At 59.1% G+C, this 23,731-nt stretch carries 23 protein-coding genes and 2 rRNA genes; 8 read left to right on the top strand and 17 right to left on the bottom strand.

Features of this window, described 5'->3' with window-relative positions; translation table 11 throughout:
- Positions 1–9 precede the first annotated feature (9 nt).
- Positions 10–1,041 carry a hypothetical protein gene (locus U1A53_RS01045; RefSeq protein WP_322278429.1) on the bottom strand — a complete coding sequence of 344 codons (1,032 nt, stop codon included), beginning with the start codon at positions 1,039–1,041 and terminating at the stop codon, positions 10–12.
- Between the two features lie 157 nt (positions 1,042–1,198).
- Here U1A53_RS01045 and U1A53_RS01040 point away from each other — a divergent pair, with 157 nt between their 5' ends.
- Positions 1,199–2,119: an SMP-30/gluconolactonase/LRE family protein gene (locus tag U1A53_RS01040; protein ID WP_322278425.1), complete on the top strand. Its 921-nt coding sequence runs from the start codon at positions 1,199–1,201 to the stop codon at positions 2,117–2,119.
- 61 nt (positions 2,120–2,180) lie between these two features.
- Here the strand turns inward: U1A53_RS01040 and U1A53_RS01035 are convergent, their stop codons facing one another.
- From U1A53_RS01035 to U1A53_RS00990, 10 genes are all read right to left on the bottom strand, one after another.
- Positions 2,181–3,743, bottom strand: coding sequence for an NAD(P)/FAD-dependent oxidoreductase (locus tag U1A53_RS01035; protein WP_322278421.1), 1,563 nt, complete (start codon positions 3,741–3,743; stop codon positions 2,181–2,183).
- Between the two features lie 41 nt (positions 3,744–3,784).
- Complete coding sequence (locus tag U1A53_RS01030; protein WP_322278417.1) at positions 3,785–5,125, bottom strand: GTP-binding protein; 1,341 nt, start codon at positions 5,123–5,125, stop codon at positions 3,785–3,787.
- A gap of 50 nt (positions 5,126–5,175) precedes the next feature.
- Entirely contained in the window at positions 5,176–6,084 is a 909-nt protein-coding gene (gene cysD, locus U1A53_RS01025; protein ID WP_322278415.1) for a sulfate adenylyltransferase subunit CysD, read from the bottom strand.
- A 123-nt stretch (positions 6,085–6,207) separates the two neighbouring features.
- Positions 6,208–6,957, bottom strand: coding sequence for a sulfite exporter TauE/SafE family protein (locus tag U1A53_RS01020; RefSeq protein WP_322278413.1), 750 nt, complete (start codon positions 6,955–6,957; stop codon positions 6,208–6,210).
- 6 nt (positions 6,958–6,963) lie between these two features.
- Positions 6,964–7,620: a phosphoadenosine phosphosulfate reductase family protein gene (locus tag U1A53_RS01015; RefSeq protein WP_322278411.1), complete on the bottom strand. Its 657-nt coding sequence runs from the start codon at positions 7,618–7,620 to the stop codon at positions 6,964–6,966.
- Between the two features lie 117 nt (positions 7,621–7,737).
- Complete coding sequence (gene rpmA / locus U1A53_RS01010; RefSeq protein ID WP_322278410.1) at positions 7,738–7,995, bottom strand: 50S ribosomal protein L27; 258 nt, start codon at positions 7,993–7,995, stop codon at positions 7,738–7,740.
- A gap of 21 nt (positions 7,996–8,016) precedes the next feature.
- Positions 8,017–8,331: a 50S ribosomal protein L21 gene (gene rplU / locus U1A53_RS01005; RefSeq protein ID WP_322278401.1), complete on the bottom strand. Its 315-nt coding sequence runs from the start codon at positions 8,329–8,331 to the stop codon at positions 8,017–8,019.
- 104 nt (positions 8,332–8,435) lie between these two features.
- Positions 8,436–9,236 carry an HAD-IIB family hydrolase gene (locus U1A53_RS01000; protein ID WP_322278398.1) on the bottom strand — a complete coding sequence of 267 codons (801 nt, stop codon included), beginning with the start codon at positions 9,234–9,236 and terminating at the stop codon, positions 8,436–8,438.
- A 51-nt stretch (positions 9,237–9,287) separates the two neighbouring features.
- Positions 9,288–10,727 carry a hypothetical protein gene (locus tag U1A53_RS00995; RefSeq protein ID WP_322278394.1) on the bottom strand — a complete coding sequence of 480 codons (1,440 nt, stop codon included), beginning with the start codon at positions 10,725–10,727 and terminating at the stop codon, positions 9,288–9,290.
- 27 nt (positions 10,728–10,754) lie between these two features.
- Positions 10,755–11,825 (bottom strand): OmpA family protein, encoded by a 1,071-nt coding sequence (locus U1A53_RS00990; RefSeq protein ID WP_322278390.1) that lies wholly within the window; start codon positions 11,823–11,825, stop codon positions 10,755–10,757.
- A 109-nt stretch (positions 11,826–11,934) separates the two neighbouring features.
- On the opposite strand from U1A53_RS00990, the gene U1A53_RS00985 reads away from it, so the two are divergent.
- From U1A53_RS00985 to U1A53_RS00975, 3 genes are read left to right on the top strand one after another with little or no spacing between them, the layout of a single operon-like run.
- A complete protein-coding gene (locus tag U1A53_RS00985; RefSeq protein ID WP_322278387.1) occupies positions 11,935–12,654 on the top strand; it encodes a superoxide dismutase in 720 nt (239 codons plus the stop codon).
- 21 nt (positions 12,655–12,675) lie between these two features.
- Positions 12,676–13,203, top strand: coding sequence for a hypothetical protein (locus tag U1A53_RS00980; RefSeq protein WP_322278381.1), 528 nt, complete (start codon positions 12,676–12,678; stop codon positions 13,201–13,203).
- Between the two features lie 37 nt (positions 13,204–13,240).
- Positions 13,241–13,618: a rhodanese-like domain-containing protein gene (locus U1A53_RS00975; protein ID WP_322278378.1), complete on the top strand. Its 378-nt coding sequence runs from the start codon at positions 13,241–13,243 to the stop codon at positions 13,616–13,618.
- Between the two features lies 1 nt (position 13,619).
- Here the strand turns inward: U1A53_RS00975 and U1A53_RS00970 are convergent, their stop codons facing one another.
- From U1A53_RS00970 to U1A53_RS00955, 4 genes are all read right to left on the bottom strand, one after another.
- Positions 13,620–14,414 carry a tRNA threonylcarbamoyladenosine dehydratase gene (locus tag U1A53_RS00970; protein ID WP_322278375.1) on the bottom strand — a complete coding sequence of 265 codons (795 nt, stop codon included), beginning with the start codon at positions 14,412–14,414 and terminating at the stop codon, positions 13,620–13,622.
- Positions 14,415–14,533: 119 nt separating this feature from the next.
- Positions 14,534–15,562, bottom strand: coding sequence for an SMP-30/gluconolactonase/LRE family protein (locus U1A53_RS00965; RefSeq protein WP_322278372.1), 1,029 nt, complete (start codon positions 15,560–15,562; stop codon positions 14,534–14,536).
- Positions 15,563–15,759: 197 nt separating this feature from the next.
- Positions 15,760–17,133: a Gfo/Idh/MocA family oxidoreductase gene (locus U1A53_RS00960; protein ID WP_322278369.1), complete on the bottom strand. Its 1,374-nt coding sequence runs from the start codon at positions 17,131–17,133 to the stop codon at positions 15,760–15,762.
- Positions 17,134–17,169: 36 nt separating this feature from the next.
- Positions 17,170–18,021 (bottom strand): sugar phosphate isomerase/epimerase family protein, encoded by an 852-nt coding sequence (locus tag U1A53_RS00955; protein WP_322278365.1) that lies wholly within the window; start codon positions 18,019–18,021, stop codon positions 17,170–17,172.
- Positions 18,022–18,250: 229 nt separating this feature from the next.
- Here U1A53_RS00955 and U1A53_RS00950 point away from each other — a divergent pair, with 229 nt between their 5' ends.
- The 4 genes from U1A53_RS00950 (at position 18,251) to U1A53_RS00935 (ending at position 20,586) form a co-directional block, all read left to right on the top strand.
- Complete coding sequence (locus U1A53_RS00950) at positions 18,251–18,748, top strand: LysM peptidoglycan-binding domain-containing protein (protein WP_322278363.1); 498 nt, start codon at positions 18,251–18,253, stop codon at positions 18,746–18,748.
- 89 nt (positions 18,749–18,837) lie between these two features.
- Positions 18,838–19,449: a sigma-70 family RNA polymerase sigma factor gene (locus U1A53_RS00945; protein WP_322278361.1), complete on the top strand. Its 612-nt coding sequence runs from the start codon at positions 18,838–18,840 to the stop codon at positions 19,447–19,449.
- On the top strand, positions 19,433–20,089 hold the full coding sequence (locus U1A53_RS00940) for a hypothetical protein (protein WP_322278356.1): 657 nt from the start codon (positions 19,433–19,435) through the stop codon (positions 20,087–20,089). The genes U1A53_RS00945 and U1A53_RS00940 overlap by 17 nt, the downstream gene beginning before the upstream one ends.
- Positions 20,086–20,586, top strand: a complete 501-nt coding sequence (locus tag U1A53_RS00935) for a hypothetical protein (protein ID WP_322278352.1) — start codon at positions 20,086–20,088, stop codon at positions 20,584–20,586. The genes U1A53_RS00940 and U1A53_RS00935 overlap by 4 nt, the downstream gene beginning before the upstream one ends.
- Positions 20,587–20,725: 139 nt before the next feature.
- On the opposite strand, the gene rrf is transcribed toward U1A53_RS00935, so the two are convergent.
- Together rrf and U1A53_RS00925 are read right to left on the bottom strand one after the other, a co-directional pair.
- Positions 20,726–20,841, bottom strand: a 5S ribosomal RNA gene (rrf, locus tag U1A53_RS00930).
- Between the two features lie 136 nt (positions 20,842–20,977).
- Positions 20,978–23,731 (bottom strand): 23S ribosomal RNA (locus tag U1A53_RS00925); the annotation flags it as partial.

Below are 23,731 nucleotides of genomic sequence, written 5' to 3'. Positions count from 1 at the left end.
CTGGGATTTTCACCCCACGAGTTCCGGCAGATGGAAGAAGGCGAGCGGCTGCTCATGGCAGGTGACCGCCAGGACATCTCCCGCCGCGTTGAGATCGATCCCTTTCGGGCCGCCTTCCTGAGGACTCACGCGGCCTTTCAAATAGGTCTCCTCGCTGAGCACGGCCAACGACCGGATCGTACCCCGTTCCCCACGCCAGCCGGCACCATCTGCCTCATACACATGAACGGAAGGAGCCCCGGCGTCGGCGACGAAGAACCGGCGTCCGTCTTCAGAAAAGCGGATGCCATGGGGATAGGCCATGCCGGTGAGGTGACCAACCGCCACGGAGGAGGGCTCCAGCCCGGCCTTCAGGTCGAACATCAGGACGCTGTGCGTGCTGTGATTGCTGATAGCCAGCCACGATTTGTCAGGGTTGATCGCGATGCCATCCGGGATCTGAAAACCCTGGTTCAGGAAGATGTCATTCTGCGGCCGGCAGAGCCCGGCGTGAATGGGGATGACGTGACGTGTGATCCGGTGGCTGTAGTTGTTGCACACGAGGATTTCGACCTGGTCGTCCGAGGCGCTGAGCACGCAGAGCGAGCCCGGTGAGTTCAGGCGTCTCAGCAGGCTGATCCGGCGCACTTCACGGATGGGCCTGACGTGAACGACCCGGCTTTCTGCAGGGCGCTCCGGCATGGCAAAGAGTGAGATACCGCCGCAGCGGTTCGCCACGAGCAGCAGGTTCCCGCCGATGAAATCGAGGCCATGCGGTCCCTTGAAGCTGTCCGACCGGATCTCGATGAAGTCGTTGAGCCGCACCACCGGCCTCGCGGCGGAGCGGTCCACCTCGATGTCGAAGATCATGCAGGTGTTGGCCACAAACCCGGCGACGGCCAGCTTCCGGTTGTCCGGTGAGAAACGGAGGTCCTCGGTGCGGCCGAGGCGGGAAATCGCCTCCCGCACGAAGGCCGGAGCGATGATCTCCATCCGTGCCATTTCAGCGTCGAGGATGTTCCCGCCGCCTTCCCTCACGCCCGTTGTCTCCGATGTGATCATTTGATAAAGTTTCCGCTGCCATCCGCCGTCCGTTAAGCAACGACGAGAAACGAAACCAGGGTGCAAAAAACAAAAACAAGAAGCCGCACGCAGCGGCGGTCGTGGAGCGATGCGTCTGCGGTGCAAGAATCCCGCTCCTCCCGCGCTCTTTCCACGCATGATCCGCGCCTTCGTCTATCTCGCCCTCGCCTCCATCACCGCCGCCCAGGAGCCGCAGCTCGCGGCGACGCTCACCTTCACCGAAGGGCCCACCGTGGCACCGGATGGCAGCGTGTACTTCACCGAGGTCGTGAACCAGCGTATCATGAAGCTCGGCACGGATGGCCAGCTGAGCGTCTTCCGCGAGAACAGCAACGTGGCCAACGGCCTGCTCTTTGATCCCGAGGGCCGCCTCATCGCCTGCGAGGGCGCGACCTTCCAACGCCCCGGCGTCAAGGTCAGCGGCATCCCGCGCGTGACGCGCACCGACATGAAAACCGGCCAGATCGAAGTGCTGGCGGACAGTTTCGAAGGCAAGCCGCTCACCGGACCGAACGACGTGACGATCGACTCGAAGGGCCGTCTCTATTTCACCGAACTCGGCGGCGCGGCGGTGTATCGCATCGACGCGCCGGGAAAAATCGCCCGCATCCTCGCCGCACCGGACGTGCAGAACCCGAACGGCATCCAGATCTCGCCCGATGACCGCACGCTCTACCTCGTGGAGGCCAATCAAGCGCAAGGCGGCGCGCGCCTTATCCGCGCTTACGACCTGCAAGCCGATGGCAGCGTCACGAACATGCGCGTGCATTTCGATTTCTCGCCCGGCCGCAGCGCCGATGGCATGAGCATCGACGCGGAGGGAAATCTCTGGGCCGCCGCCGGCCTCAACCAACGGCGCGGCACTTCCGAGACGCTGGACACGAAATGCGGTGTGCATGTCATCTCGCCGCAGGGAAGGCGCATCCAGTTCATCCCCATCGTCGAGGACACCATCACCAATACCGCCTTCGGCGGAGCGGACATGAAGACGCTTTACATCACCGCCGGCAAAAACCTCTATCAGGTGCGCGCCGGCGTCGCTGGTTTGCCGAGATGACGCTCAACGCTGCATCAACCACACGAAGGAGGAAAAGATCATCGACCAACGGTGAGAAGCCCTACCCGCGTGAAAGCCCGCCGTCCGCCAGCACCACCTTCGCCGCATTGAAGCCGCAGAGGCCGGTGACATTGCCGCCGGGGTGGGTGGAGCCGCCACAGAGGTAGAGGCCGGGGATTTCGGTGCGGTAAGTTCCTGCACCAGGGAAGGGGCGATGGTAGCCGATCTGATCGTTCGCGAACGATCCCACCAGCAGATCGCCACGCCGCATGTTCGGCAGCAGGCGCTCGGTATCGAGGGCGCTGCGGGTGAAGGAGTCCAGCACGGCTTCACGCAGGTTCGGCGCATACGTTTGCCACAGCGACAGCATCTCGCGGCCATGCAGTTCTTTTTGTGTGTCCCAGTTCCGTGCATCGCCATGCAGCGCATACGGCAGTTTTTCCCACATGAAGGCCGTATGGCGGTCCGCAGGAGACTGCGAGGGATCAAACTGCGTCGGACACGCGCCCCACATCACCGTGCGCGGGATTTCACCGCGTTCGTGTGCGGCGACGATGTCGTGAAACTGCGCGACGTCATCCAGACCGAGGATCATCATGAACGCGTGGTTCAATTCGGGATGTTTCCCCGCCGCCGCATAACGTGGCGGCTCGCGCAGATTCAAATTCAGCGCGAACAGCGGCGCGAGCAGGTTGTACTCGAAGCCAGCGGCTCGTTCACGCAGATGCGCGGACGTGACATCGGCCGGGATCAAATCGAGGAAGGTCTGCTGCGGATTCAAGCCGCTGGCGACGAACTGCGAGGCCTCGATGCGGTCACCGGTCATTGATTCGACGCCACACGCACGGCCATTCCGAGTCAGAATCGAGCGCGGCTGCCAGTTCGTGAAAACCTCACCGCCATGCTCGCGCAAATCCGCGCACAGCGCCTCCGCGAGACGACGCGAACCGCCGAGGCACATCTGCGCTTTGCGCGGACTGGCCAGCAGCGCGGGAATCGAGTGCCCGAAGCCCTGCTGTCGCAAATCGACTTCCCGCAGGCCATTGAAGAACAGCAAACCGGCCCGCACCGCCGGATGCTCGAACTCGCGCATCACAAATTCGATGGGTGACAGCGCCTGCACCTCCAGCAGCGTGCGCCCGAGTTCGCTTTGCCGCAATTTCGCGAGGCGTTGTTCCGGCGGCAGCGGCGCGTTCTGCGCTTCGGGGATGAGGATCTGCTCCACGATGGGCCGGAAGCGCTCCGTCCACTCGCGCAGACGGTCCGCATCGCGTGGTGAGATCGCCGCGAACGAGGCGAAAGTTTTTTCAAAATCCGTCCACCACTCCAGCACGCGATCTTCCGGCAGAATCATCGCCACATTGAGCTCCGGCTCGATGTAGCGCACGCCATAGCGCTCCAATTCCAGATCGCGATACCACGGCATCGAGGTCAGCGCGCGATGGAAGAACGAATGCGTGTTGTGCTTAAAGCCGGAGCCCGGCGGATGCTCCACCGTGGCCAGCCCGCCGCCCGCCACGTCATTCTTCTCCACCACGGCCACCTTCAGGCCGGCGCGTGCCGCATAGCAGGCGAGCACCAGCGCGTTGTGCCCGGAGCCGAGAAGGATGCCGTCGTAAATCATGGCCGCGAACCATTACGCGGCCCTGCGCAGGTTCTCGCGCTTTAGATCGCCGAACCCGGATCTTCGAAGTCGTCCCCGCCCACACTGCGCTGGATCATGCCGGCGGCGACGGTGTTGTTGGTCTGCTCATCGACGAGCACGAAGCTGCCGGTGGTGCGGTTCTTGGAATAGGGGTCGAAGAAGATCGGCGTGGCACAACGGATGCGGATGCAACCGATGTCATTGAGATGGAATTCCTTGCTCTCGACGGTTTTTTCGAGCGTGCTGATGTTCACCTTGTAGAGCACGTCGGTGACGATGGCGCGCACATCATTCGTGGTGTGGCGCAGATGGAAACGACCACGCGGCTTGAGGATCTTCTTGTCGGAGAACCAGCAGATCATGGCGTCGAACTCCTGGCTGGTTTGCGCGGGTTCGTTCGCCTTGACGATCATGCCGCCGCGGCTGGTGTCGATCTCATCGGCGACGGTGATGCTGTAGCTGAGCTGCGGGGTGGTTTCCTGCTGCGGGCCTTCATAGGTGTGAATGCCGGTGATCTTCGACTTCATCGCCGAAGGATAAACAAGCACGTCATCGCCCATGCGGAAGGTGCCGCTGGCCATGCGGCCAGCGAAGCCGCGATAGTCGTGCAGATTGCCGAGCTTGGCGTCCTTGCGGTCAGAGATCGGGCGAATCACCCACTGCACGGCGAAGCGCGCTTCATCGGCGGCGGTTTCGGCATGCACCTGCACGGTTTCGAGATGCTGCAGGAGCGAGGGGCCGGTGTACCACGGCGTGCTTTCGGATTTATCGACCACGTTGTCGCCATTCAGGGCGCTCATGGGGATCGGCGTGACTTGGGGGAGATTGTCCAGGCCTTTGGCGAAGGCTTGGAAGTCGCCGACGATCTTGTCATAGACCGTCTGGTCGAAATCCACGAGATCCATCTTGTTCACGGCCAACACGATGTGCCCGATGCGCAGCAGCGACGCGAGATACGTGTGACGCATCGTCTGCTCGATCACGCCGAGACGTGCGTCGATGAGAATGATCGCCAAATCGGCCGTGGAAGCGCCGGTGACCATATTACGCGTGTACTGAATGTGCCCCGGTGTGTCGGCGATGATAAACTTGCGCTTTGGCGTGGCGAAGTAGCGGTAGGCCACATCAATCGTGATGCCTTGCTCGCGTTCAGCGCGCAGGCCATCGGTCAGCAGCGCAAGATTCACATGCGCGTCGCCACGACGCTTGGAGGATTCTTCGACGGCAAGAAGCTGGTCTTCAAAGATCGACTTCGAGTCATACAGCAAGCGGCCGATGAGCGTGCTTTTGCCATCATCGACAGAACCGGCTGTCGTGAAGCGGAGAAGAGAGGATTCGGTGGGGTTGACGAGAACGTCCATGATCTGAGGAAAGTGAGAGTGAAGTGGGTGGGCTGCGGTTCTCGCTAAGATCAGAAGTATCCTTCCTTCTTGCGGTCCTCCATGGCGGTTTCGCTGCGCTTGTCGTCGGCGCGGGTGCCGCGTTCGGTCTGGCGAGCGGCGGCGACTTCGGCGACGATTTCGTCGATGGTGCTGGCGGTGGATTCGACGGCGCCGGTGCAGGTGGCGTCGCCGACGGTGCGGAAACGGATGGTCATTTCTTTGACCTTGGGTTTCTCTTCATCGAGCAGCGGGATGATGCCGGTGCTGGCGTCGAGAAACTGGCCGTGGCGCTCGATGATTTTGCGCTGATGGCTGAAGTAGAGGCTCGGCAGCGGGATGTTTTCCTGGCGGATGTATTGCCAGATGTCCATCTCGGTCCAGTTGCTGAGCGGGAAGACGCGGAAGTGCTCACCGAAGTGTTTGCGGCCGTTGAAGATGTTCCAGAGCTCGGGGCGCTGGTTTTTCGGGTCCCATTGGCCGAATTCATCGCGGTGGCTGAAGAAGCGCTCTTTGGCGCGTGCTTTTTCTTCATCACGACGACCACCGCCGAGGCAGGCGTCGTATTGGTGCTCCTCGATGGTGTCGAGCAAGGTGACGGTCTGTAGTTTGTTGCGGCTGGCGTTGTGACCCTTTTCTTCCTGCACGCGACCATCGTCGATGGACTTCTGCACGAGGCCGATGGTCAAGGTCGCGCCGATTTCCTGCACGAACCAATCGCGGTACTCCATGGCCTCGGGGAAGTTGTGGCCGGTATCGACGTGGAGCAGCGGGAAGGGGAGTTTCGATGGATAGAAGGCTTTGCGAGCCAGCCAGGCCATGACGATGGAATCTTTGCCGCCGGAGAAGAGAAGCGCGGGCTTTTGGAACTGCGCGGCGGTTTCGCGCAGGATGTAGATGGCCTCGGATTCGAGGAATTGAAGGTGGGTGATGGCGGACATGACGTCAGGGAAAAGAAAACGAGAGCCGTAGGGAAGACTGGAGAGGAAACAGGGGAAGGGGGGTGTCAAGACGCCGGGTACGGATGCTCAAGGAATGGCAAGAGCGGAGGCGTCTTGAGCAGACTAGATCCAGGACATGAATTTGAGGAGATTGCGCGTGCTGAGGACGACGACGAGGACGCCGACGAGAATCATGAAGGGCTTGTGCGGGATGTGTTTGGCAGCCCAGGCTCCAAACGGCGCGGCGATCATGCCGCCGATGGCAAGACCGAGGATGATGCTCCAATGCGTGAGGCCGATGGTGAGGAAAAAGGTGATGCTGGCGGCCAGCGTGACGAAGAACTCGACGGCGTTCACGCTGCCGACTGTGATGCGGACGTTGTTGCCACGCACGATGAGGTTGGACGCGACAATCGGGCCCCAGCCGCCGCCGCCCATGGCATCGACGAGAGCGCCGAAGAAGCCGAGTGGGGCCAGATGCGTGGTCACATTGCGCGGCGGCACGCGGACGAAGGCTTTGGCGATGATCACGGCACCCATGAGGATGAGATAGCCGGAAACCCAGGGTTTGAGCACGTCGCCGATTGAGGAGAGCAAGTACGCGCCGATGATGGCACCGATGACGGCGGGAATGAGCAGCCGACGAAACAGAAAGCGGTCCACATTCCCAAACGCGTGATGCGAAATCGCAGACGCGCCGGTGGTGAAGCACTCCGCCGCATGCACGGTGGCACTCGTGGCCGCAGGCGGTACACCGAGGGCCATGAGCAGCGACGAGGCGCTGACGCCATAGGCCATGCCGAGCGCTCCATCGATCAATTGAGCGACGAAGCCGGCGGCGATGTAGAGCAGGAAGTCGGGCGGCAGATCCATGGGCGCTTACACTTTGTCAGTGACGAGCTTGGCGTGCAGGCCGCATTCGTGTTTTTCATCACCCTTGGCGGGATCGTAGTAGGTGCGCTCGTTGGGCAGATCATGTTCGAGCAGGTAGGCGTCCATCTCGACGGGCGTCCAGTCGAGGATGGGGTTCACCTTAAGGCAGTTGAATTTCGCGTCCCACATGAAGGGCTGAAGCGTGGCCGCACGCTGGGGGTTCTGCTCTTTGCGCAGGGCGGTGATCCAGACTTTCGGGGCCAGTTCGCGCATGCCGCGCTCGAACGGCTCCAGCTTCATGATGCGGCTGAAGGACTCCACACGCTCGACTTCGTCCGGCATCGGCACCTGGCCACCGTTGAGGGCCAACCAGTGCGCGGCGGTCATGAGCGGCAGATAAGGCTTCAAGTTGAGGCCGAGGCGTGCGTGGCTCTTTTCGGCGAAACGGTAAGTTTCAGGGAGATTGGTGCCGTGATCGACCCACAGGATGGGGATGCCCGCCTCCTGCTCCGTGGCGAGATGCAGGATCACTGCCTCATACGGACGAAAATTTGTGGTGACGATGGACTGGCCGTCGGCATGAGCGAGCGCAGCTTGGATGATTTCCTGGGGCGACTTGCCTTTGAGATCGTCGTTGAGAGCTTGGATTTGGTCGGGATTCATGCGGAGCGCGGATTATTCACCTTATTCTCGATGTGTAAAGTAGGAAATAGCCACTTCGGGCATGAAAAAGGGCGCGGAGTTTGTCCGCGCCCTTCGAAAAGTTATTGTGCCTGAAAGTTACGCCTGAAGGGCGGCAGGCTGGATGTTCACGCGACGACCGTCTTTGTCGAAGCGGACATTGCCGTCCACGAGAGCAAAGATGGTGTGATCTCTGCCGAGACCGACATTGAGGCCGGGAATCCACTTCGTTCCGCGCTGGCGGAGGATGATGTTGCCTGCGACGACGGATTCACCGCCGAATTTTTTGACGCCAAGACGCTTGCTCTGGCTGTCGCGACCGTTCTTGACGGAACCTTGTCCTTTTTTATGGGCCATAAGAGGAGAGTGGTGAGGGGATTAGGCGTTGATGGCAGTGATCTGCACGAGGGTCAGCGGCTGACGGTGACCACGGGTCTTGTGGAAGCCCTTGCGCTTGCGGAACTTGAAGGTGGTGACCTTGTCGGCCTTGTGCTGCTTGAGCACCTTGGCGGAAACGCTGGCTCCAGCGACAGTGGGAGCGCCCACGGTGATGGTGCTGCCTTCACCGGCGGCGAGCACCTGATCGAAGGTGGCGGTTTCGCCTTCGGCGGATTCGAGCTTCTCCACGTCGAGCTTGTCGCCCACGGAGACTTTGTACTGCTTGCCGCCTGTTTTGATGATTGCGTATGCCATAACCTGAAAAGTGAGAGTTTTCCCGCCGTCTGGGACGAGGGGCGCGGAGATTTCCACACCTCACCCCGTTCGGCAAGAGAAAACTGCTACCTTCGACCGCGAAATCAGGCCGCTGGGGCTGGGGAACCGCCAAAATAATGCGTCAGCGCCTCCATCATGCCCTCGCTGGCAACGCGGGTGGCGATGAAACCGCCGCGGGAATGCACGATGTGCTTCACCGGATCAACCGCATTGCCGGGGCAGGCGATCATGCGGGCGTGGCGGGGATCAAGCATGCTGAGGTCGTTGTAGTTATCCCCGGCAGCGAAGCAGGCGGACGAATCGAGGCCGAGCAGACGCGCCAGCTCGCTCAGCGCGGTGCCTTTGCTGTAGCCGCTGTGGGAAAAGCGCAGGTAGATGCCGTTGCGATGGTAACCGATGTCCGGGAACTGGCGTGCGTGCGAGTCGATGTAGGCGCAGACGCCATCGAGTTCGGCATCACTCGTGGCGACGATTCCCATCTCGCCTTCACCACCGGTGATGAAGGAAGCTTGCGTCTGTGTCTCGACCATCTGTTTGATGGCCTGTAGCGAGGGCTGGTGATCTTTGGCGAATCGTTCCTGCGCCCGGCGGGCCAGGCGGTTCCATGAGCCAAAGTCCTTCCACTGACTGAAGAAGCCCGGTTTGTAGATGTCACACTCCTGCGCGATGATGAAATCCGGCTCGGAGTAAATGCCGTGCTGCGCGAGACCTTCGATGGTCTGGCTGAGGCTGCGACCGGTGTTGATGACCCACGCGGCACCCTGGCCGCGCAGCAGTTGAATCATCTGCCCGAGGCCCGGATGAAACACGGGATCGCTCTCTGGATGCACGAGGGTGCCATCGAAGTCGAAGCAGAGGATGAAACGATGTTTGGGGGCGGCCATGAAGCAGGGCGCGCATTCATGCCGTGAAAGGGGCGGGCTGCAAGAACACGATCACGCGCGCAAGACGACCAGAACGGAGAGCGCCCACAAAATCATCTCATAGACCACAAAAACTGGCAGGCGCATCTTCCGCCGCCGGGCGCGATGCACGAGGGACTCGCTGGCCCACAGCAGGCTGAGCACAAGCGGTGGATACAGGGCGAGATGGCGGTTCCCCCACGTCAAAACCGACATGTCCCAGCCGAAGTCGAGCATGCAGACCACGAAAGCCAGCACGGTGAAAAAAACCAGCGGCGCAGTCTCGGGATGCAGCGCCTGACCGGCATGTGAAGCACGCGGCGCCACGAACCAGACGATGAGGATGAGCAAGATCAAGACAGCCGCCAGAACGGCGACAAAAACACCGCGCTCCTGGGGCAGTGAATCGAAGCTCCATGGCCATTGCAGCACGGATTCGATCATTTTCATGCTTCCTTGGCTCAACCGTGCGCTGACCGCATCCGGCGCGTGGGATTCAAGGTAGTTTGCATAACTTGGCACCTCGCCCACAGGCACCGCTTGCAAAGCCTCGCGGGTTTGATGCGCGGCCGTCCACTGGCGCATGGCGTTTTCATCGTCAAACCAGCGCCAGAAAAACGGCGCGGCATCTCCCAGCTTCTCCTTTGAGTGCGCCAGCATCGGTCCCACGGTGATCAGGTGACAGACGACGAGCAAGATCATGCCCAGCCAATGATTGCGCCACACCCAGAGCGTCGTGCCGCCTTCCTGCGACCAATACGCCAGGATCATGCCCCACAGCCAGCGCAGGGTGCTCACGAAAATGAAGACGAGGACCAGCGACGTCGCCGAAGGCAACGCGAGATTGGCCAGAGCGGAGAAAAAACCGATCACACCGTAGAGCCAGAGCGAATTGCGCTTCAACGCGGCGATGCAGCACACCCAGGTGAGCAGAAACAGGAGCTGAAAAAGCACGTCGGGGGAAAACATCGCCGCCGAAGGCAGCAGCACACCAAAACCGATCGTCAGGATTGTCAACAGGGCCGCAGGCACCGAAAATACCCGCGCCGCAGCCAGGCCAAGCATCAGCAGAAATCCAAGGCTCAGACCAAAGAGCCAGCGTTTGCCAGAGCGCAGCACGCGCTGATCCTCAACGCTCAAGGAGGAGGCTGGAACATGATCGGCAGCAACGCTCCACGCGGCAAGCCACGGCCACAGCGGGCGCACGACACCATCCGTGTGATGCGGCAGCCAGTCGTTCAGCGGCTTGGAGACACCTTTGGAAAAATCCGGTGTCAGATCACGCCGCGTTTCGATGGCGGCATTCAGATACATCCGTTCTTGCTCGTGGATGCTTGCACCAGCCTCGCCTTGCCGTTGAAACGCCCGCATGTAGCACCAGGCAAAGAAAACCAAACACGCGAACATCACCACCCAGCGGCCACCGCTCAGCCAAAGCCTAGTGAGATGCAGAAACACGGATTTGACCGGCATGCGTGCTGCGAGGTTGACGTGAGGTGGTTATTTTTTCGGCCGCACCTTGATCTCCACGCGGCGGTTCAGGCCCTGCTGCTCCACGGTGCCGGCGACACTGACGATGGGCTTCGATTTGCCCATGCCCATCGCCTGAATGCGATCACTGCCAAGGCCGAGCGATTCACGCAGCCACGCCACCACGGCGTTCGCGCGGCGGATGCTGAGTTCGAAATTGAAATCCTCGCCACCGAAGCTGTCGGTATGGCCTTCGATGATAAACAGCGAGTCCGGGTTCTTTTGAATGAGGAAACCGAGCTTCATGAGGCTGAGGCGGGCAGCTTCGGCGAGTTGATCGCTGCCGTACTCAAAGAGCAGGTCGGTGGGCATCAGAATCGGCGCGGTGCTGCCGCCCATCTTGCCGCCACCACCGAGGAGATCATCGAGATTGCTGAATCCCTTCACACGTGCGCCTGCGGCGGTCGCCGTGCCCTGGCTTTTCACGGCATCGAGCAATCCGCTGTCCATCTTGCCGCCCTGGCCAGGATCGAGCGCTCCGGCATCAAGCAGCATTTGTTTTTCGGAAACCGGCTTCGACAGCACTTCGCGGCGCACGCTGGCCATCTCGGCAGCGATGTCGGGCGCGGCCATGGCTTGCGGCGCAAGCAGCTTCGCCATGTCCGTGGCCTTCGGTGAACCGGGAGCACCATCGCCAGGATCGTTGGCGCGGATGAAGTTCGTGATCTCCTTCACATTCGGCGTGAGGTCGATCTCCTGGTTTGCCGGCAACTCCTGCAGCTTGTCGAAATCGTCCAGTTTCGGCTCAAAGGCCTTCATGTCCGGCACATTGCCCGGCGCGATGGTTTCGGGAATTTGCTGAATGGCCTGCTGATCCTTCAGCAACTGCTCGCTGATGCGGATGCGCTCCGGCACCTGACGTGGCTGCACGGGCTGCAAACCCGACACGCCCAGGAAGTCGAAACCGACCACCAGCAGCATGTGAAACACCACGGAGAGGATCAGCGCGAACATCACCCACCATTTCAGGCTCCAATCGTCGCGCGAACGAAAGGAGGACTGCGGAGTGGTCCACTCGGGGGGATGGGTGACTGCGGCCATGACGGGCGGATGCTACCACGACGGCAAAGCTTTGCACGCATCACTTTAACCGTGACATCGGCCCGGCCTCCTTCGTATCCTCAGGCCCTATCTCAACCTCACTCTCATCATGAACCGCCGCGTTTTCCTCACCACCAGCACCGCCGCCCTGGCGGGATCTCTCATCGTCCCAGCCAGCAGCCACGCGCTGGATCTCACTCAATCTCCCCTGCCCTACGCGCCTGAGGCCTTGGAGCCGCACATCGACGCGATGACGATGAATATCCACTTCAGCAAGCACCACGCCGCCTATATCAAAAATCTCGGCGACGCCCTCAAGGCCGCCAGCGTGGACAAAACCGACCCTGTCGCCCTGATTTCCGACCTCAAAGCCGTCCCCGAGGCCCAGCGCATGCTCATCCGCAACAACGGTGGCGGCCATGTGAACCACACCTGGTTCTGGAAATGGATGGCCCCCGCCGGCAGCGGCCCCAAAGGCCCCGAAGGCAAGCTCGGCGAGGCGATCCAGAGCACCTTCACCAGCATCGACGACTTCAAAAAACTCTTCAGCGAGGCCGGCACGAAGCGCTTCGGCTCCGGCTGGGCTTGGCTCATCGTCACCAAGGACGGCACGCTCAAAGTCACCTCCACGCCAAACCAGGACAACCCGCTCATGAAAGGCATCCTCGAAGACGAAAATCTAGGCACCCCGATCCTCGGCCTTGATGTCTGGGAGCACGCCTACTATCTCAAATATCAAAACAAACGTCCTGACTACATCGCCGCTTGGTGGAATGTGGTGAACTGGGCCGAAGTGGCGAAGCAGTATGCCGCTGCAAAGAAGGCGTAAGCCTCTCATTCAATCGCGCTCATGACCGGACTCATCGAGGTCAAGCTCACGGAATTGAACCAGTTGTTCAACTCCATGGACCCCTCGCCGTTCCATGAGCGCGATCTGGATCACGATGCCGAGGAGTTCATCGTCAGTTGGGCGCAGGAGCATCCCAAGCAGCATGACTTGAAGCTCCTCGTGCATCTGGCGAAACATCCCGCCGATGCCGCCGACTCGCAGAAGCTCGTCGCCGACTCCGTCGCACACTACTTTGACTACCGTGCGAACATGGCTCTGCGTGAGTTCAAGCGTCTCATGCGCGAAGGCCGTGCCGCGTTCCTCGTAGGACTGGCCTTCCTCGCCCTCTGTGAATTCGCCGCCACATTGCTCACCCCGCCGGAAGGAAATTGGCAGACCGTCGCCCGTGAAGGCCTCACCATCATCGGCTGGGTCGCCATGTGGAAGCCGCTCGACATCTATCTCTACCGCTGGTGGCCCATCCTCGCCCGCCGCCGCCTCTACCAACGTCTCAGCCGCATGCCCGTCGAAGTCCATTGCGCCACATGAACCCCATCACCCGTAACTCATAACCCTTCACACAAACATGAAAACCCTCCTCACCACCCTCCTCCTGTTCATTCCCGCGTTCGTCTTCGCTGAAGATAAAGCCAAGCACGTCAAAGCCGACGAAGCCGCCAAGATCATCGCCGAAGGCAAAGTCGCCATCATCGACGTACGCACCGCCGACGAGTTCAAAGACGGCCACATCAAAGGCGCCAAAAACATCGACATCATGGCCAACGACTTCGAGACCCAGCTCGCCAAACTCGACAAAACCCAGCCCACCCTCGTCCACTGCCAGTCCGGTGGTCGCAGCACCCGCGCCTTGAAAACCTTCGAAAAACTCGGCTTCGAACACCTGATCCACTTGGATGAAGGCTTCGCTGGCTGGGAAGCCGCGGGCAAGCCGGTGGAGAAGTGATTCAATTCACCTTCGTCAGACGCCGCACCACTTCCGCCGCGAGCATGAAGCCAAACGTGCCAGTGACGAATGTTGCCGCCCCGAAGCCTGCGGCGCAGTCGAGGCGGAGGCCGGTTTCGGCGCCTTGTTCGGGTTCAAGGGAGCAGGAACCGTCGGCCCAGGGGTAAACCGGCTTCTCGGTGGAGAAGACGCATGGAACGTTCATCGTCACGGGACGATGCTGCTCGCTTTTGGCGAAGCCGTGGTCGCGGCGGAGGCTCTGGCGCACGCCTCGGAGCAACGGATCGGCCCCGGCGTGGCCGAGATCGGCAATTTTGATAACGGCGGGATCACGCCGACCACCGGCGGAGCCGGAGGTGATCACGCGCAAGCCGCGTGCGTGGCATTTGGCGATGATCAGGGCCTTGATGGAGGTGCGATCGACGGCATCGACGACGAAATCGAAATCCGGCGCGAGCAGGCGGTCCACGTTCGACTCGGTGAGGAACTCGATGACGCGATTCACACGGCAGGCGGGATTGATTTCGGCCACACGGGTGGCCAGCACGTCCACTTTGGACTGTCCGACAGTATGCGCGAGGGCAGGAAGCTGTCGATTCGTGTTCGTGATGCAGACATCGTCCATGTCGATCAACGTCAGCTCGCCAATGCCGCTGCGGGCGAGTGCTTCGACGACCCAGGAGCCGACACCGCCAACGCCGATGATGGCGACGTGTGCTGCTGCGAGACGTGGCAACACTGCGGCTCCATAGAGCCGTCCGATGCCGCCGAAGCGCTGGGTGTAGGATTCATCCATGCCGCTTCATACGCGGAGCTGGCGATGCGGGCAAGTGGAGGGCATGATCGTGGCGGCTGGCGTGAGCCTGCCGACGAGCAGCGGAAAACGTAAGTTTTCCGCTACGCGGCAGCTTTGCGTCAGCAATGATGCGCACCACGCGTGTTCACATACACCGAGTAGAGGCTCTGCGAAGCGGTGATGAAGAGGCGGTTCCGCTTTTGGCCGCCGAAGCAGACGTTGCTGGCGGTTTCGGGGAGTTTGATGAAACCGATGAGCTTGCCTTCGGGGTTGAAGACGTGGACGCCGTCGTAGCCGTCGCCGATCCAGCCGGCGCTGGCCCAGAGGTTGCCTTCGATGTCGCAGCGGACGCCGTCGGAATTGCCTTTGCCCTTGGGGTCCGCGAGCTGGCCTTTGTTGGTGGCGAAAACCTTGCCGTTTTTCAGGCTGGCCCCGTCCACGTCATAGACGCGGATGTTTTTGGGCGCGCCGGTATCGACGATGTAGAGCTTCTTGTAGTCGGGGGAGAAACAGAGGCCGTTGGGTTTGGTCAAATCCTCGGTGACTTTGGTGATCTCGCCGCCGGGGTCGATGCGATAGACGGCTTCTTTGAGAAGAAGCTCACCTTTGTTGCCCTCGTAGTCCATCATGCTGCCGTAGCCGGGATCGGTGAACCAGATGGAGCCGTCGGGATGCACCGCGCCGTCGTTGGGGGCATTGAGAGGCTTGCCATCAAATTTTTCGGCAAGGACGGTGATCTTGCCGTCGAGTTCGTAGCGTACGACACGGCGCGTGCCGTGCTCGAAGCTGATCTGGCGGCCCTGGAGGTCAAAGGTGTTGCCGTTGCTGTTGTTGGCGTTGTTGCGCATGACGGAGACATGGCCGTCTTCGGGGAGGTAACGCATCTGGGCGTTATTGGGGATGTCGCTGAAGACAAGGTAGTTGCCGCTGCCGTTCCAGGCGGGACCTTCGGCCCAGAGCATACCGGTGTGGAGACGGCGAATGGGCGCGTTGCCCTGGATCAGTTTTTCAAAAGCGGGATCAAGCGCGATGACGTCGGGGTCAGGATAGCGTTCGGGTGTTTTGCCGGACCAATCGCGGGCAAGGAGGGTCGTGGTGGCGGCGGAAACGGCGAAGCTGGTGAGGAAGGTGCGGCGGTTGGAGTTCATGACGGTGCGGTTGTAGCGAATGGAACGCGGGATTGGCAAGAGATTTGGACCAGGGAATACACAGAACACACGGAAGGCGGAGGTTTGGAGTTGCGGCTGGTCTGATTTTCCGGAACCGGCTAAAGCCGGGACAACCATACAAAAAAGCCCCGGCGCATGGCTGCGGCCGGGGCTGATGAGTTTGGCTGTCGAATTAATTAGACGACGGGAGCGCCGGGGATGTCCTTGCCGGGGATGGCGATGGGATACCAGCCGTCAGCATCGGTCTTGACGGGTGGCTCGGACTCCAGGGTGATGATGTTGGGCATGTGCTGAACTTTGGAGTTCAGGACTTCGTCCCACTTCAATTCCTTGCCGGAGTAGGTGGCCATGCGGCCCATGACGGCGGTCATGGTGCTTTCGGCGCCGTAGTAAGCATTGTTGAGCGGTTTGTTCTCGCGAATCGCGGCCTGGAGAGTGTCATGCTCGGTCTGGTATGGATCGGGATCGAGGCGCTTGGCGGCCTTGCCCTTGGCTTCGCCGATGTCCTTGCCACCCGGACGGTATTTCCAGATGGTTTCGCCCTTGTGGTTGTTGGCGTAGCAGCGCCCGCTGTTGTCGAGGTAGATCTTGCCTTTGGTGCCGGTGAATTCCTCACGCACAGCGTTGGAGACGCCGGACTGGTGGCGGCACTGGCTGTTGATGCGGACACCGTTTTCATAGGTGTACTCGACGTAGTGGTGGTCGTAGATTTGACCGAATTTCTTCTCCACACGCTGCATGCGGCCGCCCATGCCCTGGGCGCTGACGGGATGGCCGCCGATGAACCAGTTGGCGACGTCGATGTTGTGGATGTGCTGCTCGTTGATGTGGTCGCCGCAGAGCCAGGTGAAGAAGTACCAGTTGTTGATTTGGTACATGAGCTCGGACTGGTCGGGGCGCTTGTCGCGGAACCAGATGCCGCCGCCGTTCCAGTAAACCTGGCCACCAGTGATATCGCCGATGATGCCCTGTTCCTTGACCTGAGTGAGGGCTTCCTTGTAGCAATTCTGGTAACGGCGCTGGAGGCCGACGACGACTTTGAGGTTCTTCTCGTCGGCGACTTTGGCCATTTCGAGAACTTTACGCACGCCGGGGGCATCGACGGCGACGGGTTTTTCCATGAAGATGTTTTTGCCAGCGTTCACAGCGGCCTCGAAATGATACGGGCGGAAGCCGGGAGGCGTGGTGAGGATGACGAGGTCGCAGCTTTCGATGACTTTCTGGTAGGCGTCAGGACCGGCGAAGATGCGGGAGTCGTCGACTTTCACCTTCTCGGGGTTTTTGTTCCGCAGGTTGCTGAGGGCGCCGTCGGCCTTTTCTTTGAAGGCATCGGCGACGGCGTGGAGCGTGACACCCTGCTGACTGGTGCTGAGGGCCTGGCTGGCGGCACCGGTGCCACGACCGCCGCAGCCGATGAGGCCGACTTTGATTTCATCGCTGCCTGCGGCCCAGGCGGATTGGGCGACAGTGAGGGCGCTGGCGGCGGCTGTGGTGCCGATAAACTGGCGGCGTGACGTGGCCGCTGCGGGGGGGGTGGTCGGTGTGTTCATGGATGGAATGGATGGGTTGTTCGATGATCTCTAAAATCAAGCCAGCGCGTTTTTGATGAGCGCGTAGCCTTCGGTGTAAACTTGCTCGGTGCTGGGGAAGAAATCGCGCCAGACGCGGGTGGCGGCGGCGAGATCCGGCAGGGCGCTGCCGAATGCCTCGATGGTCATCCAGCCGTCATAGCCGATCTTTTTGAGATGCTTGATCTGCTCGACGATGTTGATGTGGCCGCGACCGGGCGTGCCGCGATCGTTCTCGGAGATATGCACGTGGTTGAGCTTGCCGGTGGCGAAGACGGTATCGATGGCCTTGAGCGGGTTCTTTTCTTCGATGTTCGCGTGGAAGGTGTCGTACATCGTGCCGAAGTTCGGGTGATCGACGCGCTTCACATAAGCGGCGGCCTGCTCCATGGTGTTGAGCAGGTGGGACTCGAAGCGGTTGAGCGCTTCGATGGCGCATTTCACGCCTGCGGCCTCGGCAACAGGGGCGATGGCGCGATGGACTTCAGCGGCTCCTGCGAGTTCGGCTTCCGAAGGGAACGCACCCGTGAACTGACCGAGCACCTGATAATACGGGCCGCAAAGGGTCTGCACACCGGCATTGTGAGCGCATTCAATGACGCGCTTGAGGTGATCGATGGCTCCCTGGCGGTTCGCGGCGACGGGGCTGATGGCGTTGTGCGTTTCATCTGGCAGCACGGTGACGGCGGTACATTCCAAGCCATTGTCCTTGAGCACTTGGCCGATGCCTTTGAAGTGCGCCGGGGTGCTGACGTCAAAAATCGGGACTTCCACGCCATCGTAGCCGGTGGCCTTGAGTTTTTCGATGACTGGGTAGTTCGCCTCGGTGACGTGGCCGGTATAGAGCAGAAGATTGAATCCGATTTTCATGTGGTGGGCCGTAAAGCTAGGGAAGAGCAGGCGAATTGGCAAGGTCTGTGTCGGGAGATTTGCCGGGCAGGCGTGAACGAAGATGGCAAGCGATCTATTTCGCCCGGCTACCTGGATCGCAAAGTGAGGGCAACGCGGACAAAATTGGCATTGAAAAGGGAGCGCCCGATCTCATTAATGCATTGGTCTCTTTCCATGGAGGTTCGCAGGCCTGAACATCCCCATCATCATGACTGCATTTCGTTTATTCGCGCTGACGACTCTTTCTCTCGCCTTGGCTTCCTGTGAAAACACGAAACAAGGTGGAAGCAGTGATCCCTATGCTTCCAACTACGGCAACGACGGACACTACAACCCCTACCCAGGCCAAAGTGGCTACGCGTCAGCTGCGGCCCCTAAATATCAGACGCCGCCAGCTCCTCTCGCTCCGGTGCAGCCGGAACCTCCTGCAGACCCCTATGCTTTCAGCGGATCGAAGAAGTCGACCCCCTCCAATGCTTCCGCCACGCCCAAAAAGACCACGGCCTCCAGTAGTTCCGCCAAGAAGAAGTCGACCCCATCGAAATCAGCCGCCAAGAAATCCTCCGGGTCCAGATACACTGTCGCAAAAGGTGACACTCTCTCTGCCATCGCACGGAAAAAAGGCAGCACGGTGGCGAAAATCAAAGCCGCCAACAGTCTCAGTGGCGATCTGATACGTCCTGGGCAGAGCTTGAAAATCCCCTGATTCAACGTCCGGCACGTTTTTGCATCCAAACGGCCTTCGATTTGAATTTTCCCCGGTCTAAGGCCGTCCATCCTCCGCCACTAACATCCATGCCTGCCTCAGCCGCGACTGACCTTGGCGAAGTCCCTGACATCGACTTGGTCAAACGCAGCCAAGCGGGCGACACACGAGCCTTTGACGTTCTCGTCACCCGCTATCGTGGGAGGATCTATGCCATGACCTACCATCTCATCCAGAATGAAACCGAAGCATGGGACCTCGCACAGGAGGCCTTTATTAAGGCATGGCGCGCACTTCCCAATTTCAAACTGGATGCCGGTTTCTACACTTGGCTGTACCGCATTGCCCACAACGTCAGTTACGACTGGCTGAGAAAGAAGAAAATCCAGGGTGATGGCGAATTCGATGACGAACGCACGGAACACCGTGCTGCAGCCGGGGCTGAGACAACCCCCAAGGGAGACACCGCTCCAGATGCAGCTTTACGAAATGCAGAGCTCGGCCAGCGCATCCAGGCGGCAATCTCCAGGCTTTCACCGGAGCACCGACAGGTTATTGTGCTGCGCGAAGTCGAAGGACTTGCCTACGAGGAGATCGCCGCAACGGTTCCTTGTTCGCTGGGCACTGTGATGTCGCGCCTGTTTTACGCACGCAAGAAACTTCAGGAACAACTCCAAGACGTTTATGAAACCACCCTCTGAAGACCATGACCTCATCCGCTGGCTGGATGGCGAGATGAGCGAAGCAGAACGCACCTCATTTGAGGAGCGGCTCAAACAAGATCCTGTACTCGCCAAGGAGGCAAAAGGACTGCGCGAATTGAGCGCGGGCATCCGTGCCCACCTGCCTGCCGAATTAAAAGTTCCCCACGAGGATTTTTTCAATTCACAGATTCAGGTTCGCATTGCACAACTGGAGATGGGAAACACGAGAGCCGAACCGAATGGCAAAGTGGGCCTGGCTGTTTTGTTCAACTGGCTGCGTCAACCATGGTTGTTCGCCACAGGTGCGGCAGCGCTGGCTGTTTTGAGCTTCCTGTTGCTTCAGCCTGCCGGTGACAGTCATTCTGAGAGTTTTATCCTGAGTTCCTACACCCCCAACGTCAGTGTTCACGCCCACACGTTTCATGACGATGCGGCAGACGCCACGGTTCTGATGCTTGATGGACTTGATGCCATTCCTGCCGAGCGCAAAGTCTCGGGTATCAGTGTTCATCGCACGGAAATCGATCCGGAACTGGCCTCGACCACATTCTACGATGCATCGGGTGCGCGTGTGCTCCTGCTTGCACGTGATGCCACTGGGAATCCGCTGATATGGACTCAAGCGCCACGCGGATGAAGCCGTTATTGCCAGTTCTCTCCCTGCTATTCCTATGCGCGGTAACCGATGCGCAGGAAGCAACCGCGCCCAAACCAAATCTAGCAGTCAAAGCTGCGACCGATGGCCGTGTGTGGGGCGCTTTGATTTTTGCCACCAATGATGCTGCGCAGCTCACAGGCGCACGAGAGCAGGCCCCCGCACATCTGCCCAAACTCAATGAGCGGCTCGGCAAGGTCTTTCCATTCAAGCATTTCGAGATACTGGGCCAGCATCAACAGGATATTTTTCGCGAGTATGAATCCTGGGTGGTTCCTTCTCGTGATTTGTTCTTGAAGATCGACTCCAAAGGCCCCGCTGATAAAGGCGGGGTCAATCTTCATCTCCAAGTCTGGCGTGAGCAGCAAGTGCTGGTCAAGAGTGACGCGGTTCTGCGCGCAGGAAGTCCGCTTTTCATTGGTGGACCAGCGTGGAAAGGCGGACGCTTGATTTTTGTGCTGTCTCTGGAACGGAACTAAGCGAACAGCGACTTTCTCGCGTCTGAATGGCGCTCTGATGAGCCTTTGAGCCAAAATTCTGGGGTGACTTTGAGGACCGTGCTGTTTTCCGTGAGCACAAAAAACCCCGCATCTCTTGCGAGATGCGGGGTGATGTTTAATCTGGCAACGTCCTACTTTCGCATAGCCTTTCGCCATACTATCATCGGCGCAACAGCGTTTCACTTCCGTGTTCGGAATGGGAACGGGTGGTACCACTGTGCCATGGTCACCAGACTGCGGCTCACGAGCATGTATTAGATGTGTGAACCGAGGTCTGACGACACTTTCAGGAAACGTTCCCTGACAACTGCATATAGGAAGAATAGAATTCAAATTGAGCCTTAGAACCAGGCTTCAGTTTGAGATGGAACAATGTAAGACAAACGGATGATTAGTACCACTAAGCTGAACGCATTACTGCGCTTGCACCCGTGGCCTATCAACGTGGTAGTCTTCCACGATCCTTCAGGGAAAGCTTATCTTGGGATGGGCTTGGCGCTTAGATGCTTTCAGCGCTTATCCCTTCCGCACATAGCTGCCCAGCGATGCTCTTGACAGAACAACTGGAACACCAGAGGTGCGTCAATTCCGGTCCTCTCGTACTAGGAATTGAACCCCTCAACTTTCCTGCGCCCACAGAGGATAGAGGACCGAACTGTCTCGCGACGTTCTGAACCCAGCTCGCGTGCCGCTTTAACCGGCGAACAGCCGGACCCTTGGGACCTTCTCCAGCCCCAGGATGCGACGAGCCGACATCGAGGTGCCAAACTTCATCGTCGATATGAACTCTTGGATGAAATCAGCCTGTTATCCCTAGCGTACCTTTTGTCCGTTAAGCGATGGCAATTCCACATTAAACCACCGGATCACTTTGGCCTGCTTTCGCATCTGTTCGACTTGTAGGTCTCACAGTTAGGCTGGCTTATGCCAATGCACTCAACACGTGATTGCCAACCACGCTGAGCCAACCTTCGCGCTCCTCCGTTACTCTTTGGGAGGATACCGCCCCAGTAAAACTGACCGGCTGACATGGTCCCACATCCGGATTCACGGACTGCGGTTAGATCGTTCAATACCCAAGGGTGGTGTTTCATTGACGACTCTGCGATACCCGAAAGTACCGCTTCAAAGTCTTCCACTTACGCTAAGCATGGAAACCAAACGACCAGTGACAGCTTACAGTTAAGGTGCATAGGGTCTTTCCGTCCTTCTGCGGGTAAGCAGCATCTTCACTGCTAATACAATTTCACTGAGCCCCTCGTTGAGACAGCGGACAACTCGTTACACGATTCGTGCAGGTCGGAACTTACCCGACAAGGAATTTCGCTACCTTAGGACCGTTATAGTTACGGCCGACATTCACGGGGACTTAGGTTCAGAGCTTCGCCTTGCGGCTAACCCCTTGCCTTAATCTTTCCGCATTGGTCACGTGTCACATCGTATACTTGGACTTTCGTCTTGGCACAATGCTGTGTTTTTGATAAACAGTCGGTTGTCCCCTTTCACTGCGACCCTCCGAGGAGGGCATCCCTTCTTCCGAAGTTACGGGACTAGATTGCAGAGTTCCTTAACGAGGTTTCACTCTTTCGCCTTGGTATATTCTACCCACCCACCTGTGTCGGTTTGCGGTACGGGCGGCCATGGAAAGGGCCACAACGCTTTTCTCGGTGGTCGGATCAAAAGACCGGATTTGGGTTGCCCCGCCTCCTTCTGCCACTTTCAGCCGGCATGCTTTCTCAATTTCCACGCACGTGTGGTTTAACCATAGCCGGTTTGGGAATATTAACCCAATGTGCATCGCCGACGCCATACGGCCTTGACTTAGCTCCCGACTAACCCTGGGACGAATATCGTTGCCCAGGAAACCTTGGGTTTACGGCGGGGCGGGATTTCACCGCCCTTAACGTTACTTATGTCTGCATCCTCACTTCTGAACGCTCCACAGTCAGTCACCTTCGTGCTTCGACGTGTTCAGAACGCTCCCCTACCACTGCACCGGCCGTAGCCGGTACAATCCAGAGCTTCGGTATACCGCTTATCGCCAATCATTTTCGGCGCGAGATCTCTCGATGAGTCAGCTATTACGCACTGTTTAAATGGTGGCTGCTTCTAAGCCAACATCCTCACTGTCAATGAAATCTCACTTCCTTTCCACTGAGCGGTATTTTGGCACCTTAGCTGCAGGGCTGGGCTGTTTCCCTTTCGACAATGAAGCTTATCCCCCACTGTCTTACTGCCATGCTACATTCGAGGGTATTCGGAGTTTGATTGAGTTTGGTAGGCGGGTGTGCCCCCTAGCTCATTCAGTGCTCTACCCCCCTCGATCAGCGCATGACGCTGCACCTAAATACATTTCGGGGAGAACCAGCTATTACGGGGCTTGATTAGCCTTTCACTCCTACCCACAGCTCATCCGAGAACGTCTCAAGGTTCACCAGTTCGGTCCTCCACGTCGTATTACCAACGCTTCAACCTGGCCATGGGTAGATCGCCTCCGCTTCGGGTTCAGCCCGTGCGACTTATCGCCCTGTTCGGACTCGCTTTCGCTCCGCCTCCGTCCCAGAAGGACTTAGGCTTGCCACACAGACTGACTCGCAGACTCATTTTGCAAAAGGCACGCCATCACCGGACAAGCCGGCTCTGACACCTTGTAGGTATGTGGTTTCAGGTACTATTTCACTCCGCTCACGGCGGTTCTTTTCACCTTTCCCTCGCGGTACTTGTTCACTGTCGGTCACTAGCGAGTATTTAGCCTTATGCCGTGGTCGGCACATATTCATACGAAATGCCACGTGGATCGTATTACTCTGGGAATCCCTAGGCGTTGTCGAGTTTTCGGTTACGGGCCTCTCACCCTCTTTGGAGCGATTTTCCATTCGCTTCACCTAACTGTTCAACTACCACATCGGGCCCCGAACCCCGGAAGTAAACTTCCGGTTTAGGCTGTTCCGCTTTCGCTCGCCGCTACTCACGGAATCTATTCTATTTATCTTCCTCTGGGTACTGAGATGTTTCACTTCCCCAGGTACGCTCCCGGCTTTCGCCGAGTAATATGGGTTTTCCATATTGGGTTTCCCCGTTCGGACACCTCCGGATCAAAGCCCGCTAGCCGGCTCCCCGAAGT

Origin of the sequence: Prosthecobacter sp. (genome assembly GCF_034366625.1) — a bacterium.
GTDB lineage: Bacteria > Verrucomicrobiota > Verrucomicrobiia > Verrucomicrobiales > Verrucomicrobiaceae > Prosthecobacter.
This window is presented reverse-complemented; position numbering and strand designations above follow the sequence as displayed.

Bases quoted from the DNA above. Each gene is read 5' to 3' on its own strand.
- U1A53_RS00965 (WP_322278372.1), bottom strand. From the start codon at position 15,562: ATGAACTCCAACCGCCGCACCTTCCTCACCAGCTTCGCCGTTTCCGCC.
- U1A53_RS00995 (WP_322278394.1), bottom strand. From the start codon at position 10,727: ATGCCGGTCAAATCCGTGTTTCTGCATCTCACTAGGCTTTGGCTGAGC.
- cysD (WP_322278415.1), bottom strand. From the start codon at position 6,084: ATGTCCGCCATCACCCACCTTCAATTCCTCGAATCCGAGGCCATCTAC.
- U1A53_RS00990 (WP_322278390.1), bottom strand. From the start codon at position 11,825: ATGGCCGCAGTCACCCATCCCCCCGAGTGGACCACTCCGCAGTCCTCC.
- U1A53_RS00935 (WP_322278352.1), top strand. From the start codon at position 20,086: ATGAAGCCGTTATTGCCAGTTCTCTCCCTGCTATTCCTATGCGCGGTA.
- U1A53_RS01020 (WP_322278413.1), bottom strand. From the start codon at position 6,957: ATGGATCTGCCGCCCGACTTCCTGCTCTACATCGCCGCCGGCTTCGTC.
- U1A53_RS00960 (WP_322278369.1), bottom strand. From the start codon at position 17,133: ATGAACACACCGACCACCCCCCCCGCAGCGGCCACGTCACGCCGCCAG.
- U1A53_RS00945 (WP_322278361.1), top strand. From the start codon at position 18,838: ATGCCTGCCTCAGCCGCGACTGACCTTGGCGAAGTCCCTGACATCGAC.
- U1A53_RS01035 (WP_322278421.1), bottom strand. From the start codon at position 3,743: ATGATTTACGACGGCATCCTTCTCGGCTCCGGGCACAACGCGCTGGTG.
- U1A53_RS00955 (WP_322278365.1), bottom strand. From the start codon at position 18,021: ATGAAAATCGGATTCAATCTTCTGCTCTATACCGGCCACGTCACCGAG.
- U1A53_RS00950 (WP_322278363.1), top strand. From the start codon at position 18,251: ATGACTGCATTTCGTTTATTCGCGCTGACGACTCTTTCTCTCGCCTTG.
- U1A53_RS01030 (WP_322278417.1), bottom strand. From the start codon at position 5,125: ATGGACGTTCTCGTCAACCCCACCGAATCCTCTCTTCTCCGCTTCACG.
- U1A53_RS01000 (WP_322278398.1), bottom strand. From the start codon at position 9,236: ATGGCCGCCCCCAAACATCGTTTCATCCTCTGCTTCGACTTCGATGGC.
- rplU (WP_322278401.1), bottom strand. From the start codon at position 8,331: ATGGCATACGCAATCATCAAAACAGGCGGCAAGCAGTACAAAGTCTCC.
- U1A53_RS00980 (WP_322278381.1), top strand. From the start codon at position 12,676: ATGACCGGACTCATCGAGGTCAAGCTCACGGAATTGAACCAGTTGTTC.
- U1A53_RS00940 (WP_322278356.1), top strand. From the start codon at position 19,433: ATGAAACCACCCTCTGAAGACCATGACCTCATCCGCTGGCTGGATGGC.
- U1A53_RS00975 (WP_322278378.1), top strand. From the start codon at position 13,241: ATGAAAACCCTCCTCACCACCCTCCTCCTGTTCATTCCCGCGTTCGTC.
- U1A53_RS01045 (WP_322278429.1), bottom strand. From the start codon at position 1,041: ATGATCACATCGGAGACAACGGGCGTGAGGGAAGGCGGCGGGAACATC.
- U1A53_RS00985 (WP_322278387.1), top strand. From the start codon at position 11,935: ATGAACCGCCGCGTTTTCCTCACCACCAGCACCGCCGCCCTGGCGGGA.
- U1A53_RS01015 (WP_322278411.1), bottom strand. From the start codon at position 7,620: ATGAATCCCGACCAAATCCAAGCTCTCAACGACGATCTCAAAGGCAAG.
- U1A53_RS01040 (WP_322278425.1), top strand. From the start codon at position 1,199: ATGATCCGCGCCTTCGTCTATCTCGCCCTCGCCTCCATCACCGCCGCC.
- U1A53_RS00970 (WP_322278375.1), bottom strand. From the start codon at position 14,414: ATGGATGAATCCTACACCCAGCGCTTCGGCGGCATCGGACGGCTCTAT.
- rpmA (WP_322278410.1), bottom strand. From the start codon at position 7,995: ATGGCCCATAAAAAAGGACAAGGTTCCGTCAAGAACGGTCGCGACAGC.